The 18,774-nt window shown below is 35.9% G+C and carries 23 protein-coding genes and 2 rRNA genes; 17 read left to right on the forward strand and 8 right to left on the reverse strand.

All coding sequences use genetic code 11. From position 1 onward, the window contains the following. From LDK52_RS18075 to LDK52_RS18090, 4 genes are all read left to right on the forward strand, one after another. A 23S ribosomal RNA gene (locus LDK52_RS18075) occupies positions 1–144 on the forward strand; the annotation flags it as partial. 182 nt (positions 145–326) lie between these two features. Then, positions 327–442 (forward strand): 5S ribosomal RNA (gene rrf, locus LDK52_RS18080). A 439-nt stretch (positions 443–881) separates the two neighbouring features. Continuing rightward, positions 882–2,171 carry an alpha/beta hydrolase family protein gene (locus LDK52_RS18085; protein WP_277587319.1) on the forward strand — a complete coding sequence of 430 codons (1,290 nt, stop codon included), beginning with the start codon at positions 882–884 and terminating at the stop codon, positions 2,169–2,171. 62 nt (positions 2,172–2,233) lie between these two features. Continuing rightward, the gene (locus tag LDK52_RS18090) at positions 2,234–3,133 is read left to right on the forward strand and encodes a phosphotransferase enzyme family protein (RefSeq protein ID WP_277587320.1); all 900 of its coding nucleotides are present in this window, start codon (positions 2,234–2,236) and stop codon (positions 3,131–3,133) included. 56 nt (positions 3,134–3,189) lie between these two features. On the opposite strand, the gene LDK52_RS18095 is transcribed toward LDK52_RS18090, so the two are convergent. Together LDK52_RS18095 and LDK52_RS18100 are read right to left on the reverse strand one after the other, a co-directional pair. After that, complete coding sequence (locus LDK52_RS18095) at positions 3,190–4,092, reverse strand: EamA family transporter (protein WP_277587321.1); 903 nt, start codon at positions 4,090–4,092, stop codon at positions 3,190–3,192. A 13-nt stretch (positions 4,093–4,105) separates the two neighbouring features. Then, a complete protein-coding gene (locus tag LDK52_RS18100) occupies positions 4,106–4,678 on the reverse strand; it encodes a GNAT family N-acetyltransferase (RefSeq protein ID WP_277587322.1) in 573 nt (190 codons plus the stop codon). A gap of 135 nt (positions 4,679–4,813) precedes the next feature. On the opposite strand from LDK52_RS18100, the gene LDK52_RS18105 reads away from it, so the two are divergent. The 7 genes from LDK52_RS18105 to LDK52_RS18135 all read left to right on the forward strand — a co-directional run bounded on the left by LDK52_RS18105 (position 4,814) and on the right by LDK52_RS18135 (position 9,363). After that, a complete protein-coding gene (locus LDK52_RS18105; RefSeq protein ID WP_277587323.1) occupies positions 4,814–5,011 on the forward strand; it encodes a PLD nuclease N-terminal domain-containing protein in 198 nt (65 codons plus the stop codon). After that, the gene (locus LDK52_RS18110) at positions 5,008–5,913 is read left to right on the forward strand and encodes an ABC transporter ATP-binding protein (RefSeq protein ID WP_277587324.1); all 906 of its coding nucleotides are present in this window, start codon (positions 5,008–5,010) and stop codon (positions 5,911–5,913) included. Before LDK52_RS18105 ends, LDK52_RS18110 begins: the two co-directional genes overlap by 4 nt. Then, complete coding sequence (locus LDK52_RS18115; RefSeq protein ID WP_277587325.1) at positions 5,906–6,688, forward strand: ABC transporter permease; 783 nt, start codon at positions 5,906–5,908, stop codon at positions 6,686–6,688. The genes LDK52_RS18110 and LDK52_RS18115 overlap by 8 nt, the downstream gene beginning before the upstream one ends. Before the next feature lie 15 nt (positions 6,689–6,703). Then, complete coding sequence (locus tag LDK52_RS18120; protein WP_277587326.1) at positions 6,704–7,408, forward strand: CBS domain-containing protein; 705 nt, start codon at positions 6,704–6,706, stop codon at positions 7,406–7,408. 90 nt (positions 7,409–7,498) lie between these two features. Next, positions 7,499–7,768, forward strand: coding sequence for a hypothetical protein (locus LDK52_RS18125; protein ID WP_277587327.1), 270 nt, complete (start codon positions 7,499–7,501; stop codon positions 7,766–7,768). Positions 7,769–7,928: 160 nt separating this feature from the next. Next, complete coding sequence (locus LDK52_RS18130; protein WP_277587328.1) at positions 7,929–8,549, forward strand: NAD(P)-dependent oxidoreductase; 621 nt, start codon at positions 7,929–7,931, stop codon at positions 8,547–8,549. Between the two features lie 16 nt (positions 8,550–8,565). Further along, on the forward strand, positions 8,566–9,363 hold the full coding sequence (locus tag LDK52_RS18135; RefSeq protein ID WP_277587329.1) for a metallophosphoesterase: 798 nt from the start codon (positions 8,566–8,568) through the stop codon (positions 9,361–9,363). A gap of 46 nt (positions 9,364–9,409) precedes the next feature. On the opposite strand, the gene LDK52_RS18140 is transcribed toward LDK52_RS18135, so the two are convergent. From LDK52_RS18140 to LDK52_RS18165, 6 genes are all read right to left on the reverse strand, one after another. Continuing rightward, positions 9,410–9,598, reverse strand: coding sequence for a CsbD family protein (locus LDK52_RS18140; RefSeq protein WP_277587330.1), 189 nt, complete (start codon positions 9,596–9,598; stop codon positions 9,410–9,412). Between the two features lie 135 nt (positions 9,599–9,733). After that, positions 9,734–10,333, reverse strand: coding sequence for a response regulator transcription factor (locus tag LDK52_RS18145; protein ID WP_277587331.1), 600 nt, complete (start codon positions 10,331–10,333; stop codon positions 9,734–9,736). 2 nt (positions 10,334–10,335) lie between these two features. Continuing rightward, positions 10,336–11,466 carry a sensor histidine kinase gene (locus tag LDK52_RS18150; protein WP_277587332.1) on the reverse strand — a complete coding sequence of 377 codons (1,131 nt, stop codon included), beginning with the start codon at positions 11,464–11,466 and terminating at the stop codon, positions 10,336–10,338. Positions 11,467–11,555: 89 nt separating this feature from the next. Continuing rightward, complete coding sequence (gene desA, locus LDK52_RS18155) at positions 11,556–12,596, reverse strand: Delta(5) desaturase DesA (protein WP_277587333.1); 1,041 nt, start codon at positions 12,594–12,596, stop codon at positions 11,556–11,558. 366 nt (positions 12,597–12,962) lie between these two features. Continuing rightward, a complete protein-coding gene (locus LDK52_RS18160; RefSeq protein WP_277587334.1) occupies positions 12,963–14,129 on the reverse strand; it encodes a site-specific integrase in 1,167 nt (388 codons plus the stop codon). 55 nt (positions 14,130–14,184) lie between these two features. Further along, positions 14,185–14,679 carry a helix-turn-helix domain-containing protein gene (locus LDK52_RS18165; protein WP_277587335.1) on the reverse strand — a complete coding sequence of 165 codons (495 nt, stop codon included), beginning with the start codon at positions 14,677–14,679 and terminating at the stop codon, positions 14,185–14,187. Positions 14,680–14,816: 137 nt separating this feature from the next. Here LDK52_RS18165 and LDK52_RS18170 point away from each other — a divergent pair, with 137 nt between their 5' ends. The 6 genes from LDK52_RS18170 (at position 14,817) to LDK52_RS18195 (ending at position 18,717) form a co-directional block, all read left to right on the forward strand. After that, a complete protein-coding gene (locus tag LDK52_RS18170; protein ID WP_277587336.1) occupies positions 14,817–15,035 on the forward strand; it encodes a helix-turn-helix transcriptional regulator in 219 nt (72 codons plus the stop codon). Between the two features lie 34 nt (positions 15,036–15,069). Continuing rightward, positions 15,070–15,336 carry a MerR family transcriptional regulator gene (locus tag LDK52_RS18175; RefSeq protein WP_277587337.1) on the forward strand — a complete coding sequence of 89 codons (267 nt, stop codon included), beginning with the start codon at positions 15,070–15,072 and terminating at the stop codon, positions 15,334–15,336. A 179-nt stretch (positions 15,337–15,515) separates the two neighbouring features. After that, positions 15,516–15,755: a hypothetical protein gene (locus LDK52_RS18180; RefSeq protein ID WP_277587338.1), complete on the forward strand. Its 240-nt coding sequence runs from the start codon at positions 15,516–15,518 to the stop codon at positions 15,753–15,755. Continuing rightward, positions 15,752–15,955, forward strand: coding sequence for a hypothetical protein (locus LDK52_RS18185; RefSeq protein ID WP_277587339.1), 204 nt, complete (start codon positions 15,752–15,754; stop codon positions 15,953–15,955). The genes LDK52_RS18180 and LDK52_RS18185 overlap by 4 nt, the downstream gene beginning before the upstream one ends. Next, the gene (locus LDK52_RS18190; protein WP_277587340.1) at positions 15,945–16,274 is read left to right on the forward strand and encodes a hypothetical protein; all 330 of its coding nucleotides are present in this window, start codon (positions 15,945–15,947) and stop codon (positions 16,272–16,274) included. Before LDK52_RS18185 ends, LDK52_RS18190 begins: the two co-directional genes overlap by 11 nt. Positions 16,275–16,461: 187 nt before the next feature. After that, positions 16,462–18,717 carry a phage/plasmid primase, P4 family gene (locus LDK52_RS18195; RefSeq protein ID WP_277587341.1) on the forward strand — a complete coding sequence of 752 codons (2,256 nt, stop codon included), beginning with the start codon at positions 16,462–16,464 and terminating at the stop codon, positions 18,715–18,717. Positions 18,718–18,774 lie beyond the last annotated feature (57 nt).

Consider the following 18,774-nt stretch of genomic DNA (forward strand, 5'->3'; position numbering starts at 1 on the left):
TAAGCACGAAGCCCCCCTCAAGATGAGATTTCCCATTACGCAAGTAAGTAAGATCCCTCAAAGACGATGAGGTAGATAGGTTCGGGGTGGAAGCGTGGCGACACGTGCAGCTGACGAATACTAATCGATCGAGGACTTAACCAAATTTGATTAACGTAACAATGTCGTTTATCCAGTTTTGAAAGAATAATTTTTTATAAATAACTCTTGTAATATTCTATAGAGTTGTTATAATAAAACTTGTCTTTCCATTATTTAAGGAACTTCGTTTAAGTACGCAACATCCATGTTGCAACAACGAAGCCAGCACATCCTGTGCAAGTAAGTCTAGTGATGATGGCGAAGAGGCCACACCCGTTCCCATACCGAACACGGAAGTTAAGCTCTTCAGCGCCGATGGTAGTTGGGGGTTTCCCCCTGTGAGAGTAGGACGTCGCTAGGCACCAAAAGAAAAGTCGTTACCGAGTTATATCGGTAGCGGCTTTTTTTGTTTGTTCTATACTAGATCAGAATAAGTAAAGCCGTAGGAAGTCTTTCTAAAATAGTACGCGAGAAAGTAGAGGGCAAAAGAGTTCGAGGAAGCAAGTGAGAAAGGCTTGGATAAGAGCAGTTGGATTGGCATTAGGTATGTATATACAGTTCATATATCCTTTCCAAATAAATGAGACCGTTGTTTTTTATGTATAATTTTAGGTGGTATGATATGTTGATCAGTTTTGATATATTTGTTTTAATGACTTTTAAAGTAGAAATAAGTAGAAGAACAGTTAATCTGCGCTACTACTTATTTTATTTAAAATATAAAAATAGAATTCACCAGACTTTACCACCCAACAGACTTCTGTTATATTAAATGTAGAACAGAAGTGGAGGGATTTTGTATGAGGAGATTTACAATTGTTTTTTCTTCACTAGCAATTATCTTTATATTGCTTGCTGCGTGTAGTAAGGAAAAAGAGGAGGCTTCAGAGATGGGTTCATTAGAAAAAATTCAAGGTGTATGGGAGGGGTCCATTAATGTTCCCGATCAACCTCTACCAATTGTCGTTAAATTCGAGACAGACAAAGGGACGATTAGTATTCCAGTACAGCGAGTAAGCGATTATCCACTAACAAGTGTGAAATTAGATGAATCTGACTTATTTTTTTATATGAATATTCAAGGCCAGAAGTTAACGTTTGATGGTAAAATTGAACAAGAAAAAATCAGGGGAACATTCACTCAGCAAGGGCAAACTTTCCCTTTTGAATTAGTGAAGGGAAATGAGGAGGAAGTAGAAAAAGATAGTTTGATTGAAGTGAAGGTAAAGGATGGAGCCATGTCTGGTCAATTGGAAATTCCTCGAGGTGAAGGACCTTTCCCTCTTATGGTTATTATTGCTGGTTCTGGTCCTACCGATCGGAATGGAAACTCTATATTATTGCCTGGAAAAAACGATAGCTTGAAAATGCTTGCCGAAGATTTAGCAGTAAATGGCGTGGCAACTATCCGTTACGACAAAAGGGGCGTTGGACAAAATGATAGCTTAGCGGGCAAGGAAGAAGATATGCGATTTGACCAATATATTGAAGATGCTGCTGGATGGGTCCAATTTGCAAAGGATGATGAACGCTTTTCAAAGGTCGGAATAATCGGTCACAGTGAAGGTTCTCTCATTGGAATGGGGGCTAGCCAAAAAGCAGAAGCAGATGTGTTCATTTCCATTGCTGGAGCTGGAAGACCTATTGATCTGGTGCTCCTTGAACAACTCCAAGCACAACTTCCGGCAAACCTAATGGAAGAATCCACTAATATTCTCGAAAAATTAAAACAAGGTGTGCAAGTGAAAACGGTAAGTCCGGAATTGCAAAGTATATTCCGCTCATCGGTTCAACCAAATATGATTTCCTGGCTACAACATAATCCAGTAGAACAACTGCAAAAGTTAAATGGGCCAGTACTCATAGTGAATGGCAATTTAGATATTCAAGTCTCTGTAAAGGATGCGGAACTATTACATCAAGTAAAAAACGATTCAGGTTTACTCATTGTTGATAAGATGAATCATGTATTAAAAGAAGCACCTGCCAATCGAGAAGGAAATATCGCTACCTATTCAAATCCCGAACTTCCATTAGCGGAAGGTTTAATGGATGGTATAGTCGAGTTTATGGAAGCACATGTAAAATGAAGTGATGGTTGAACATATGATGCGGAACTTTAGGAGTCCAGTGCTTTTTAGGGGGAATTGGGATGAGAGAAAATCGTATCCGACTAGATGGAGGGTTTCATAACGACGTTTTTTTCATTGAGGAAATAGGAAAAGTAGTAAGAATCTCTAATGCTAGTAAAACGAAGGAAATGGTTTTACAGGAAATTGAATGGATGAATTTCCTATACGAACAAGAGGTTGCCGTTCCTAAGCCAGAAATGCATTTGGAAGATGAAAATGGGCGGGTAAGGGCGTACTTCGGATTTGTTAAGGGCGATATGTTGGATGCGAGAAACGTATTACATTGGAATGAAAAAGTATTTGAGCAATGGGGAAAGACCTTAGGTAGGATGCATGTTCTATCTAAAAATTTTGAAGTGAAAAAGCTATATCGACCTGCTTGGACAGTTGAGAATACTGATGTGTTTGATATTAGGGAAAACTTATCCTCATGGTTAAAGGATTACTATGACAGGTTGATGCATAGCCTTTGGGCGTTTGAAAGCACGGAAAGTACATTTGGTTTGATTCATAATGACTTTCATCAAGGAAATCTAATCATTACTAGTGATAATACGATTACTACGATTGACTTTGATGACTGTGCGTATAATTGGTATGCGCAAGATATTGCGGTGGCCTTCTATCATGCATATTGGCAACATAGCTCTTACAATGGCAATATAAAAGCTTTTCCACGGACATTTATGGATCATTTTCTTACCGGATATCAAACAGAAAACTTGCTTCATGAGGACATTGTCGAACAAATTCCTATATTCCTAAAACTGAGAGAGATCTTTTTATACCAACTATTTACTCGGAAATGGGATAAAAATAATTTAGAGGAATGGCAAAGTTATACTTTACTAGACTTGGAAGAAAAGATAAAGAATAAGACACCTTATGCAGGGATTAGTGATTTTTCTATATACGTGTGACATCTAAAAGACAAAAAGAGACTAATTCTTGTAAGAATTAGTCTCTTTTTGTTAAATTATATAGTAGTTTTACGTTTTTTGTTCTTCGAAATGGTGGCGATTGTTGGAATACACATACCAAATAAAATCACGATTATTCCTAGAACTTGTAGCCATGATAGTGCTTCACTCAATACAAGTACTGAAACGAGAACAGCGACCGGCAACTCCATAGCGCTCAAGATAGAAGAAACTGCGCCACCGACTTTAGGTACTGCAATGACAAAGAAGTAAATCGGAATAATAATCCCTAATAGTCCGAGAGCTAGTCCATAAAATAGTAACGGTTCTGTAAAGAGTTTTCCGTTCCATACAATCTCTGGGCTCTGGAAGAAAAATATTATTATCATTGCGATAAAAGAGACGAATAGTAGACGGGTTGTTGTATTCATGCCCTCGACTTGCTTCGTGTTAACATTCATATTTAGGGAGAATGAAAGAGCTGCTGCAAAACCATAAACCCAGCCTCTCCAGTCGATACCACTTAAATCGACATCAAGAACACCAGCGGCTAAAATTGTTCCTGCAAATAAAATAATCAGAGAAATAGTTTCTGCTCTAGAAGGCAGTCTTTTTCTCAAAATACAATCTATAAGCGTTCCAATCCATGTAAATTGGAACAGCATAACTACTGCAAGAGAGGCAGGCAAGTATATAAGTGACATCCCATATACAATTCCTGTAGTAGCGGTAAATACACCAGCCAGTAAAATGACCTTATAACCTCCATATAAGCGTGGAAGTTTTCGTTGTGTAACTAGGTAAAAAATAAACGCCAACATAAATCCAACAATATATTGACTAGAAATCGCTTCAGAGGCTGTATAGCCGTCACCGATTGCTAGTTTAACCATAGTTGATAAAGTCCCATAACAACTTGCAGCAAATACAACCATTAGGGGATAAATCCATAATTTCATAAAAATTTCTCCTTTAATCTGCGACTATGGCTTTAACCATATGATGAAAAGGCTCACCAATAATTGTCCAAGGACATAGGGTAACAAATCCCAGACGATTATACAAGCGAATTGCGGCATCTTTTTCAAGCTCTACATTCAAGGCTAGTTTCCCGCCACCTGAATTCTTTACTAATTGCTCAGCATAGCCAAGTAATTTAGTACCTATACCATGGCCACGATATGTCGGGTCAACTACAACCGTGTCGATATACCACTCTCCAGGGGCAGTTTCGGGGTCGATTGTGACGACAGTACCTTTCTTGTTAGATAGATAGGCTTCTAAATTTGCGTCGAGGGTAATTGACTGTTCAGCGGTATAAAAAACCAATACTCCTGCAACATGTCCATTCATTTCTGCGATATACGTATATAAATAGGAATGTCGATTATCGGTACGTGTAAATAGTTGTATGAATTCTTTGGTAATGGCAGCTTCTTCAGTTTCACCAGTCATTTGCATTGAGATGTCTCCAATAGCTTCCATTATAAGTGGAATAGCTTCATATGCATCTTCTTTATTAGCTTTCCTGATTAATGTTTTCATTTCATATTCACCTTCCAACTCTTAATTATACCAAAGAAAAAATAGAACGATAAATAATAGAAAAATTAAAAAATAGTTGAAACTTTTCTGTTCTATATATAGTAGAATAGAAGAAAGAGAAAGGGGGAAATAACTATGGACTTGAATTCAATACCTTGGATGCTCATCTTACCTGTATTAATCATTCAACTATTATTAATCATTGTGGCAGTAATTGATTTGTACCGCGTAAAGTACACCAACGGCCCGAAGTGGATGTGGGCACTTATTATTATCTGTTTCAGTATAATTGGACCTGTTATTTATTTTATTGTGGGGAGGCGAAATGAATGAAAACACTACTTCATGTGCATGGGTTAACAAAGGAATATGGCAAAGAAAAAGCATTAGATCAAGTTACTTTTTCACTAAATAAAAACACTGCTACGGCTTTGATTGGACCAAATGGTGCTGGTAAGACAACCGCGTTGTCTATGTTAGCGGGACTTTTAAAACAAACGAGTGGAACGGTAGTGATTGGTGCAGATTTAAAGGGAGATATTCGAAGAGAAATAGGCTTCTTGCCACAGTATCCACAATTTTATTCGTGGTTAACGGCACTCGAATTTACAGAAATGGTAGCAAAGTTAAGCGGATTAGATGGGAAAAATGCTAAATCACAGGCAGAAAGAACACTCGATTTTGTGGGTTTAACAGATGCGAAAAACAAAAAAACAGGGACATTTTCAGGAGGTATGAAGCAACGACTTGGGTTAGCGCAAGCAATTGTTCATAAACCTGGATTGCTTTTGTTAGATGAACCTGTATCTGCTTTAGATCCGATGGGTAGACGTGAAATTATGAATCTACTGAAAGAATTACAAGAACATACGACTATTTTATATTCCACTCATATTTTAAATGATGCCGAGGAAATGACCGATCAGTTGTTGTTTTTAAGAAAAGGGCAATTAGTGGAGCAAGGATCGTTGAGGGAAGTACGAGACAAGTATGCAAATCCACTGTTTAAAATCCTCTTTGTAAACACGGAGGAAGCAGCAAAGTTTGTCGAAATGAGCCCATGGCCAGCTAGACAGGAAAATGAGGTTGTTTTAATACATTTGGAGGAAAACAAACCAGGGATGAATGAAGTATTACAGGTACTTGCTAAGAGTAATCTACAATTATCAAAGGTAGAGCGAGCGTCTGCCACCTTAGAAGAAATCTTTTTGCAGGTGGTGAATAAGCATGAATAATTTCTCTATACTGTTTCGAAAAGAGTGGCGTGAAAACGTTCGTAACTTTAAAATTCTTTGGATACCTCTCGTGTTTATATTATTTGGTATTTCTGAACCGTTAACTTATTATTATTTGCCACAAATTTTAAATGCCGTCGGAAATGTGCCTAGTGATATGGTTTTTCAGCTGCCCGAGTATACACCTGATCAAATAATTATGTCGACAATTGGTCAGTATCAATTTATCGGGATGTTAATTGTGGCGTTTGGATTTGCTGGAATCATTGCTAGGGAACGGAAAAATGGGACGGCTACTATGTTATATGTAAGACCGATTTCTTATACAGGATATGTGTTTAGTAAATTAGCTATTATGGGCATCTTGATAATAGGAAGCGCATGTATTGGTCTTTTAGCGAATGTCTATTATACGAATGTTTTGTATGGAGCGGTAGATGCAGTTGCGTTTATTGGGTTCTTAGGAACGTATAGTATTTGGTTGTTATTTGCTATTTGTGTTGTGATTTGTTCCAGTGCGGCTTTCTCTACAGGAATAGCTTCTGTTGTATCCATACTCTTACTAGTAGTTGTGCAATTAGTGGATAGTCTGTTAGGTACTTATTGGACCATTTCACCTTGGAAGTTACCAATGTATGCAGGGCAAATTCTAAATGGAAATTTAGACAAAACACCATTTTTCTGGAGTTTGACTGTAACGGTAGTGGTAGTTGTGTTGTTAGTAGTATTAGCGGTTTATCTAGCTAAGAGAAATGTATCTAAAGCAAAAATATAGTAGTGGGGTGAATTGGTGGCAACTCGTAATTCTGATCGATTTATAGTATCTTACAACCGAATAGATCAATTGATGAAAGACCTAATTGGTACGAATGAACATATGGCATTCTTTCGATTAATTGACTTTGCTAAAAAGAAAAATGCCATTATTAGAAGATACGAGGCAGATTTACGAGAATATGGGGATTTAAGAAATGCCATTGTTCACCATCGTACTTCTTTGGAATTTGCCATTGCAGAACCTCATGATGAAGTTGTGGCAAAAATGGAGGAAATTGAAGGGGCGTTAGCCAAACCGATTACAGTCGCTCAAATGTTCCGGACAAATGTAACGATCTTTCAGGAGACGGATTCACTTAGCTATGCCTTAAAGGTCATCAAAGATAAAAAGTACAATCAATTTCCTGTATACAAAGGGAAAACCTTTAAAGGACTTATCACCCCGGTAGGGATTACTAAGTGGATGGCTAGTAAGGTGGATTCTGAATCCTTTTCGAGAAAAAGAACAATGTTATCAGAAATACTAGCACATGAAAGTAATAGGGATAATCATCGATTTGTACAAGCGGAGGCGTCCGTATTTGAAGCTGTAGAAATATTTAAGGCCGCTGTAATTCGTGGGAGACGCTTAGAAGCACTTCTTATAACAGAAGATGGAAAAGCAAGTGAAAAATTAATTGGAATTGTAACTCCTATGAGTTTACTGAAGATAGAATAATTCTTACAAGGTAGTCTTTTTCTGGGAATCTGTCATAATATTAAGATAGGCACTAAAATGTCTAGGGAAAGTCGAAAAGGGGGGATATTAGTGGATTTAGAAAAGGATCAAGACCAGGGATATAACACCCCTGAAAAGAAAGGAATAGACATGACAGTTGGGGATTGGTTAATTACAATGCTTATTTTGATCATACCAATTGTTAATATTGTCATGCTGTTCATCTGGGGTTTTGGAAATCCCGATTCAAGACGTAATTATGCTCGAGCTTCACTTATTTGGATGGCAATTGGTATTGTGCTAATGCTTATTTTTTATGGAGCAGTTTTTGCATTTATCTTTTCTTTAAATAGCTATTAATTATTTCCTGGGAAATAACATAGTTCGACATGAAAGAGTGTTCCTTTGTAAAAGAAGGAATACTCTTTTTGATGTTATACTAAGAAAGTACAAGCCTAGAGACAGATAATAAGTCAACAGCATATTCTTTTTGATCTTTAGAAAAAAGGAGGTGGCATAGATGAAAATAGCACTCTTTGGAGCAACTGGACGTGTGGGACAAGTTATTCTCACCTTATTACTTGAAAAAGATATAAAGGTTACTGCATTGGTAAGAAACCCTGAAAAAGTGCAACCTCGTGCTGGTTTAACCGTCCTACAAGGCGATGCAAGAAATACTGCAGATATTGTAGGAACATTGGCTGGAGTAGATGCAGTTATAAGTGCACTCGGCACAGATAAGACAACCGTATTAACAGAAGCAATCACACATATAATTTCCAATATGGAAAAGCAACAAATAAAGAGAATTATTACAATTGGTACTGCCGGCATATTGGATAGTAGAGCAGAACCCGGGCTTCTTCGATATCAATCATCCGAATCAAAGCGTAAATCCACAACAGCCGCGCAGGAACATCATAAAGTGTTTGAGCTTTTAAAAGATACTTTACTCGATTGGACAATTATTTGCCCGACTTATTTACCAGTAGGAGCTGCAACTGATGAATATATTGCATTGCGGAATATGCTGCCAGCGAATGCGGTGCAAACCACAACTGGAGATACTGCCTTATTCACTGTAAATGAACTGTTAAAAAATGAGTATATTGGTTACCGAGTAGGAATTATAAGTCCGTGATATTAGGAGAAAATAAATGAAGAAATTATTAATGTTTGTTATAATAGTTAGCGTTTTGTTGTACATAAGTAATAGTTGGATTCAAACTACTGAAATTACTGTGGAGTCAGATAGACTACCAGCTAGTTTTGATGGAGTAAAAATACTGCAAATTTCGGACTTGCATGATGGGACTTTCGGAGACAATCAGGAGAAACTAGTAAAAAAGGTAAAGAAAACAGAACCAGACCTTATTTTTATCACTGGAGATCTAGTTGATAGTAACCGATATAATTTGGATCAAAGCTTAGAATTAGTAAAGCCAATTATAGACCTTGCTCCCATTTACTATGTGACGGGAAACCATGAAATCGCTACGAATGATACCGAGAATATAAAGAGTACTTTAACTGAACTAGGAGTAAATGTACTATCAAATGAAGAGCAAGTGATAGAGCATAATGGGGAAAACATTCGAATTATTGGTATTGAAGATCCTATTAATGGGGTTCTAGTAAAAGAGGCTTTAAGTCAATTTGAGAAAACCGATTTGTTCACTTTAGTACTTTCCCATCGACCTGAGGCTTTTCAAGACTACGTAGATTCTGAATTGGATATTGTTTTTTCTGGACATGCACACGGTGGCCAGTTTCGTCTTCCTGGTCTAGGTGGACTATTTGCTCCCGGTCAGGGTCTGTTTCCTAGCTATACTGCTGGAATGTACACCAAAAACACTACACATATGATTGTAAGTAGGGGATTAGGGAATAGTGTAATTCCCATAAGAGTGTTCAATTCACCCGAGATTGTCCTTGTAACATTAAAAAGTATATAAAATGAAAAGACCGCTGACTAAAAATATAGTCAGCGGTCTTTTTTTATTACCGTTCGTCTTTACGGTCGAAACGATCTTTTAATTCTCCGACTTTTTGCTGCACTTCACCTTTTAACTTATCTACTTTACCTTCTGCTTGTAATTTATGATTGTCGGTTGCGTTACCGAATTGGTCTTTTGCTTCACCTTTTGTTTTGTTCACTGCACCTTTTGCTTTGTCAGATAATCCACTCATGTGTATTCCTCCTCCAATTTTTAACTCTACTATTTATCTACCCTGGAAGAGGAGGTATTAAACTTACTTTATTATTTCAAACTCTTGCAGTATATGATAGAACCTTGCAACCTGGCCTTCTGCTGCTTCTATAAACTATTTAAACCATCCTTTTTCTTTAAATCTGGAAATGGCTTCTATTCGATTTCCAACGTCTAGTTTATCTAAGATTACGGAGATATAGTTGCGGACAGTACCTGTTGTGATAAACAGTTCACTGGCAATCTCTTTTGTGTTTTTTCCATTTGCAATTAACGCAAGAACCTGACTTTCACGCTCTGTAAGAGGGTTTTCTTCCTCGTAAGCCATATCAACAAGCTCAGGAGCATATATCCGACGACCATCCATAATAACACGAATAGAGTTAGCTAACTCCTCGCTTGGACTATCTTTTAATAAGTACCCATTAACGCCAGCTTTACGTGCACGCTCGAAATATCCGGACCTTGCAAATGTGGTTAATATAATAACTTTACAATCACTTTCTTTTAGTTCTTCCGCTGCATCCAGACCAGTTTTAATAGGCATCTCAATATCCATAATACAAACATCAGGTTGCAATTGTTCAATTAGTTTCAATACTTCTTCACCATTATTAGCTTTACCGACAACTTCCATATCTTCTTCTAAATCGAGTAGTGAACCTAGAGCACCTAGCACCATTCGTTGATCTTCTGCAATGACAATTCGTATCATGTCTATTCCTCCTGACTGGGTTGTTGTATAACATTTGGAACTCGTATATTCAGTGTAGTTCCGTTTTTCGAATGAATATCTAGTGTTCCATTCACAAATTCTAGTCTTTCTTTAATGCCAATTAGCCCATGTCCTTTCGACCAATTTACTTTCTCTTCCAAACCTTTTCCGTTGTCATACACTTTTAGCAATGTTTCTTTTGCAGATTGTTTAATAGATATGGAACAAGTAGAAGCGCCACTATGCTTCACTACATTATTTACTGCTTCTTTTAAACACATACTGAGTACGTTTTCTACAAGTAGAGGAGTATTCACTAACTTAGGTGTGCCAGTAACGGTACACTTTATCTGTGCGGCTTTAAGGATTTGATTGATCCTGAATAGTTCATCCTCCAATTTCGTTCCACGCATATTTGTTACGAGTTCTCGAACCTCTTTTAATACAGAACGTGCCGTCTGGTTAATATCTAATATTTCCGTTTTCGCAGCTTGTGGATTTTTTTCGATTAATCGACTGGCTAAATCACTCTTCAGTCCTATTAGTGAGAGCTTTTGACCAAGTGTGTCATGCAAATCTCTTGCAATTCGTTCTCTTTCCTCAATAATAATATATTGAGAAATTTTTATTTGTGCTACTTCTAATTGATCTTCTAGTGCTTCCCGCTGATTTCGCGTATATGAATTAAAAGGCAATAAGATAACACCTATTAAACAAATAATTAGAAAAGGTAAATGAGAGAGAAATAAATCCATCTGAGTAAAAAAACCTATAATTACGGCTACAATAGTAGCGGCTAAATGAATACTATAAATAACAAAGAAGCTTAATCGACTTCTTATATTGCCGATTAGAAAAGATAAGAAGATGGAGAAATATATGTAACCATACAAATAAGTCATCCAAACACTGATGGAAATTTCTAATGCGACAGAAAAATATAATAACCAGCCTTTGGTTGAAAAAGAGAATCGGTACGCAATAAAAAATAGCAATGTTAGTGCTAATCCTATTACAATTTCTAACGGACCGGTGGATCTAAATATAAAAAAGAAAGGGAAAATGCAAAAAACAATCCAAGCATAAATACTTAGCCAGGGATATTTCGGGAATATTTGATACCATTTGGACACGTATTTCACCTTCTTACCTATGTATGCTTAATCCATTATAATGAAAAAACCACTCCTAAGTAATTCTGGGAATGGTTTTTACAGAAATTTTACTTGCTTTCTAAAGTTGAGTTTTTTGAATTTAACTTATCAATATCCAATAAGTGTTTTATCTCTTTGAAGTTCACAAAACTTTTATTAGCTTCATCAAATAGTCGGAAGTGGATAGACTCAAAACTCTTCCGTAAATTAATCGTAGTAGCTTGGTGTAAAGGTGGTGTAGAATCATGAGCTCTTTCTAAGTTATAGTTAGGAACCCTTGGACTTAGGTGATGCACATGGTGGAATCCGATATTTCCAGTTACCCATTGTAAAACTCGAGGCAACTTGTAATAAGAGCTTCCTTCTATAGCTGCTTTTACATAATCCCATTCGGATTCATCTTCAAAATAAGAATCCTCAAATTGATGCTGTACATAAAATAACCAAATTCCAAAAGCACCTGCAACGAAGAGGATAGTACCTTGGATGATCGCAAATGCTTGCCATCCGATTAACCAAATCATCAACGCATAAATAACAATTACAGAAATATTGATTAAATACGTATTGTTACGTTCTTTGCTACGGGCACCTTTCCGGTTAAAGCGATTGCTAAATAAGAACAGCAATGCTGGTCCTAAACCGAACATAACGATTGGATTTCTATAGAGACGATAAGAAAGACGTTTCATCGGTGATGCTTCAATGTATTCTTCGACTGTCATCATCCATATATCGCCGACTCCACGTTTGTCTAAGTTTCCACTAGTAGCATGGTGGATATTATGCTCACGTTTCCATTTTTCATAAGCGAAAAGCGAAATGATTCCGGTAATTGTACCAGTGATATCATTGGCCTTTTTATTTTTGAAGAAAGAACCATGTGTACAATCATGAAAGATGATGAATACCCGAACGACAAATCCAGCAGCGATAACAGACAAAGCAACGGTTAGCCAAACAGACACATCTAAACTTATATAAGCTAAAAACCATAAAATAAAGAATGGTGGGATAGTGTTAATTATTTGAATAATACTTTTTTTCATTTCGGAGTTTTCAAAGGGTTTTACATTTTTACGTAATGCTAGTGTTTTTTCTCTGCTCATAATATTCCTCCTGATGTGAATTATTATTTTAATTATAAGAAAAACCACCAATTAGTAGTAGGCATAAACGTCAAGTCTTAAGTATGACAAGTGTCATATAGGACATATAGGTTATAGCAAATTGAAGGAGGAAAGTAGTGCGCTATTCATACAAATTCAAGCACAAAAAAACAGCACCTCAATAATAGAGATGCTGCATACATGTTATTTATCTTATTCTTTACTTTCCTTCAACAAACGTAATGTTTCATCGAATAGAATTTTTCAAGTGTGATAATAACGTTTCAAACCCTTGATATAACTCAATTTATAACATAATTATTTTGACTTATGAAATGGACTGAATACCAATTTGAATACCAAATATCAAAAGTTGATGTATTTTGCGAACTTTTCAGCAGTGTTATCTTTCATCTTTTGCGTAACGTGTGTGTACACATTCATGGTTGTTTTTATGTCGGTATGTCCTATGCGATCCTGCACATCTTTTATACTTGCTCCAGCTTCAAAAAGAAGTGAAGCATGTGTATGCCTGAAGCCGTGTATTGTAATATGTGGGAATTCATATTTCTCTATCAATGTTTTAAGCATATAGTTAGGATAGGTGGTCACATGGTAGCCGTCTACAGCTCTTTTATCTGTGGAAGTTAATACAGGTTGATTCGGATTAAAGGCTGCATTAATTCCATATGTTAAAAGTAGTTTGGTTTGCAGTTTCCGCCACTTCTCTAAAGTTGCTAAGGTTTTGTCATCCACACTAACAACACGCTTAGAATGAGTTGTTTTAGGAGTCTGTAGGTGTTTCAAAGAGTTTTCAGTCACAGCAATTGTCTTGTTGAAGCGAATTGTTTTTTCCTTGAAATCAATATCATCCCACGTTAAAGCTAATACCTCGCCTTTTCTTCCTCCAGTGAAAGCAAGCAATCTAAATAGAACATATACTTTCATGTTTTCATTTTTTTCAATGGTATTCAAGAAATGTTCAAGTTGCTGCTTATCATAAAAGTTTTCTAGTTTTTCTTCTTTGTCCACTTTCGCCACTGGTTTAGGCTTGATGATTTTTCTCATTGGATTGTCATCTATAATTTTTAATACAGTTGCGTGATCTAGGACCAATTTTACATAACTCGAATACGTTCTAAAGTTTACATAATGCTTGGACCATTCATTAATAACCTTTTGACAATAGGATGTATTAATCTTTTCTATAGAAAGAGAACCGAACTTAGGAAGTATGGCCACTTTAAACATATTTACTGTGGTATTAGCGGTTGAAAGTTTCACAGTATGTCTATAGTTTTCTAACCACAATTCATATACCTCTTTAAAACTCATCTTTTTTTTCGATTTAAAACCGTTTGCTTCTATATCAAGCTCTAGCCTAGCTAGTGTAAGTTTGGCTTCTTTCATAGAAGTAAAACCACGTCTAGTTGTACGTTTTGGTTTTCCGGTAAGGGGATCTGTTCCAAGATAAACATTAAACATGTAGGCGGTAGAACCTTCTTTTTTTGTGTATTTTTTTATAGTCGTCACTTTGTTTCTCTCCTTATATGTCCGGGCAAGGGCAATTAGGGGAGAGGTACTATTATTAATAAAATATAGTATTGGCTATTTCCAAAAGTTTTAACTTATCTTCTTCAGTTAAAGTTTTTTCATTTAATGTAATTTCTATTTCTGGATTTAAAAGATATTCACTTAATGAAATGGATAATTTTCCGTTTTTAATTATTTCGCCATTGATATATCGTTTGCCAATAAATGGATTATCATTGTTAGGACTCTGAGAATCCTCGTCAAAAACTTCATCATATATTTTATACATTTTCTCGTTGAGAACATACCCAGCTTTCTTCATAAGAAAATCAAATATCTCGAAATATTCAAATCTACTTGAACTTGAAGAAAGACCTTTTGCAATCTTTTTTATCATATCTGGTTTTGGAGGATTCACTCTTTCATTTTCAATTTGAGATAAGTATGAATGTGAAGTACCTGATAGGTCAGCAAGGCTTCTTACAGTTAACTTTTTATTTTTCCTCAGTTTCTTTAGTTCTGATCCAAAAGAGTTGTTTTGCTCACTCAAATTAATCAAACCTCCTGTCGTTAAATATAGTATAGGTTAAATGATTGAAAAAATAAACAAAAAAGTTAAACAAAATGGTTGAAAAAGTTAAACATATGATATAGTATAGAAAACAGAAGGGCAGGAGGTGACATCAAATGACAAAATTAAAAATTAAAGATCACGAAAAAATACAATCTCGAATAGCTCTACAAGGAGATACTCTAAAATCATTTAGTGTAAAAGTAGATGTTACTAATCAATATCTATCAACGGTTATACGAGGGAAGAGTAATCCATCGCCATTATTAGCTAAAAGAATTGCTGAAAACTTAAACCTATCTATAAATGATATTTTTTTTGCTGATAATGGTTGAAAAAGTTAAACAAAATTTAAGGAGGTGAGTAAAGTTGACAAGTATTTTTTCTGTAGAAACTCAGCAAGAAATGAAGAATGAAATTGTAGAACAGATCATGAAGACAGTTGCAGTTTTGGTTCAGGATAAGAATCAGAAAAGATATTTACGAGTTTCAGAATGTAGCGAGTACGCTTCCGTTTCACTAGGGACTCTAAAAATGTGGATCGAGAAATATAAGTTACCGGTTAGTTGTATTGAAGGTGTTCGCATAATTGATACAAGAGATTTAGATGACTTCATAGCGAAATTTAAAATATAAATGCCGGGCAAGGGCGATTAGAGCAGAATGGAGGGCTTCCACAGTGAAAAGAATACACGTTTACTTTTTCGGTGAAGAAAAAATACATCCAACAGATTTCACAGTATTCTATGGTGGATATGCAGCTTGTTTAATCATCACAGCAATAGCAATTTTCTAAAAAAAGAGGAGGAAATCAAATGTTTAAACCATCAAAATATGTAAACGATATTTGTCCTGGTTGTAGTCCGCAGAAATATATTAAAACAATCTCTAAATTTACGGGTAAATCTGAAACGTATGAGGATTTACCAGAAGCGAATCATCATCTATACAAATGTGTGAAGTGCGGTGAAAAAGTTTGGTTGGATGAACAGTGGATTAAAAATAATGCGGTGGAAGTAGAAGAAAAAAAGAAGGTGAGGAAGAAACGACAATGAGCAGATTCAATTTTGAGTTAAACATCGGCTTAACAACGAATTTACACATAGGTTCAGTGCTAATAACGGACAACCGAACCGGCGAAATGCAGAGTTCAAAGCAATTGGAAGGGACAAGCCGTGATGACCTTGTCGAGAAAGCGCAGGGCTACAAGGAAAGATTTTTATTGAATATGGAGGTTTTGGAGAATGAAAAATAAAAACTACACAGCAGAAGGACTTGCATTAGACCTAGCCAATAATATCGGTTCGTTGGGTGTTTTACTCGAAGATTTAGAACACGCTAGAAATGTTTTAGGAAGGATGGCATCTGAAGCAAAAGACAAGTATGTAGGTGATTGTCAACAGTACTTCTTGTGGGACAATAATGACATTTTACAAATGGTAGATAGTCTAATGTTTCGCTTGCTGAAAGAAATCAACGAGGAATACAAGCGAATTGACGAGTCACAACGCCTATTACGTGAATTAACTAAGGTTGCGGAATTGGACGAAGAAAAAAAGCTCATTACCCACTGAGAATGAGTAAAGAGCAAAAAGTTAAACTTCTAATACTAGTATAACCATAACGGTAAAATATATGCAATAAAAATAAAGGGATTTACACACTTCTAATGTGACTTTCCTTTCAATCGAAGGGAAAAACCAACTACAACCAAGTAAAAATACAGATAAAAGGATTGTCACAGGAAGGAGGCAAGGATATATGGCAATAATTGAAAAAGATAAAATACTTGAACCAGTAATAGAAAACGTGCCAGAAGAATTACAACAGATTCCAAATTGGGTCTTATGGCGAGCTGAATGGAATGAAAAACGTAAGCAATTCGATAAAGTGCCATATCAAGCAAATGGAAAAGATAAAGCGGATTCTACCAATATTCATACATGGGGACCATTTAAAAATATTAAAGAAGCGTATTTGAATGGAAGTGGCGAAGGAATTGGTTTTGTCTTATCTGATAATGATCCATATTGTGTGATTGATATAGATGGACTTGATAGTGTGGAAGTTTTACCTGCCTTAGCGCAAGAAATTACGGACCTATCATATGCTGAACTTTCCCCTAGTGGAACAGGTATTCACATATGGATTAAATACAAGCATGACAACGATAAATTTAAAAACAAAAATACTAAATTAGGTTATGAAATCTATTCTAGCAAAAGATTTATAACCTTCACAGCAGAAAGTACAAACGATTTATCCATTAACGAAGGACCTAAAATTAACGCTTTTATAGAAAAAGTATTCAAACGAGAAGAACAGGTCCAATCTTTTGTAACTCAAAGGAATGATAGTTTCGGAAGAGCTGCTTTATCTGAAGTAGAAATTACTAAGATAGCTTGTAATAGTCCTAAAACAGGCGAACGATTCAAAAGTTTTTTACAGGGAGGTTGGGAGGCTAAATATAAAAATGATTTTTCAAGTGCGGATTTAGCATTTTTAAATGATTTAGCTTTTTGGACCAACTGCGATTATGCAATGATGGATAGCATTTATCGAAAATCTTCCCTAATGCGCGAAAAATTTGACAGGCCACAAAATGGTACCACGTATGGTAATGAACAAATAATGAAGGCTATTAAGGATTGCGCTAATACATTTAACCCTCCTAAAGGTGAAGAAGAGAAAATAAAAGGTTCCTGGTGGCGTCCTAACGGAAATGGAACTTTATCATTCTTACATCAGGTATTAGCAAAAGAAGTCTTGGAGAAATTTCATATTGTACGATATCCAAGTCCTCACAGTGATTTATATTATTACAATCCTAAAAAAGGGATATATGAACAAGATAAATCAGGTCGACAGATTAACGGTATTATTCGAAAGTTTGACGAAGATTTAAAAAGCGGACAAATAAAAGAGGTCCACAATTTCATAACAGATATGTCGCCAATCATTAATAAAGTAAATGAAAATTATATTGCCTTAAAAAACGGCATTTTGAATTTTAAAACTTTTGAAATAGAACCGTTTAATCCAGATGTTTTTGTTTTACAAAAAATACCCGTTGAATATAAGCCTAATGCCTATGATGCTTTCGTTGAATCCACTTTAGAGAAAGTGACAAGAGGGCACACAGCCAGTATTGAAAATATTAAAGAAATCTTTGCATGTGTTCTGTACCCAGGTGTACTAGTTCCCAAAATTCATTATCTACTTGGTCGAAGTGCTCATAACGGAAAATCATCAATTTTGAACTTGATACATCAAACTTTTAATAAAGACGGCGGAAACATTTCAGCGGTAACACCCCAGAAACTAGCGAGCAACGCATTTGCCGGATCTTCTGTATTTGGCAAGCTAGCAAATATTGTGGACGATAATCCGGAATCTTTGATAGAGGATAGTGGACTTTTGAAAACAATTGTCACTGGTGGCTTTGCAGAAATCGAGAAAAAAGGAAGAGATTCTGAAACGGTCCGTCTAAGTGCAACATTCATTATTGCTAGTAACCATTTCCCTAATCTTAATGAGAGTGGTAATGCAATTAATCGAAGGTTGAACATTATTCCTTTTGATCATAACTTTTCACTGGATGAAGAATGTTTGCCAGATGAGGAAAGTATGCGGTTAATCGCTAGTGCTTCAGCTAGTGAATATGTTTTGAAGCTAGCAATAGATGCTCTAAAACGAATGATGAACAATCCATCGTCGGACAAATTAACTGTAAATGATAGAGCGCAAGAAGCAATAAGTGCATTTGCGGAACACAATGATCCAGTCGCTGACTTTTTCCATGAATTTGATGAAGAATACTTTAATGATGTGCGTGGTTCTCGAACACTAACGGATTATGAGAATTGGTGTCGTGAAAATCGCATTCCGCCAATGGAAACAAAGAAGTTTAAAGAAGTTGTTAACACGAAATTTAATATGGAATGGAAAGATAAAACAATAAGTGAGAGCGGTTCATGGAAAACTGTTAAGGGTTTCAAGTCAAAAATCAAGAAATAGCAATAAAGCAACAAGAGAGCAATAACAATAGCAATAAGATAAACCCAGTAATATCAA

Source organism: Psychrobacillus antarcticus (assembly GCF_029533155.1).
Lineage (GTDB): Bacteria > Bacillota > Bacilli > Bacillales_A > Planococcaceae > Psychrobacillus > Psychrobacillus antarcticus.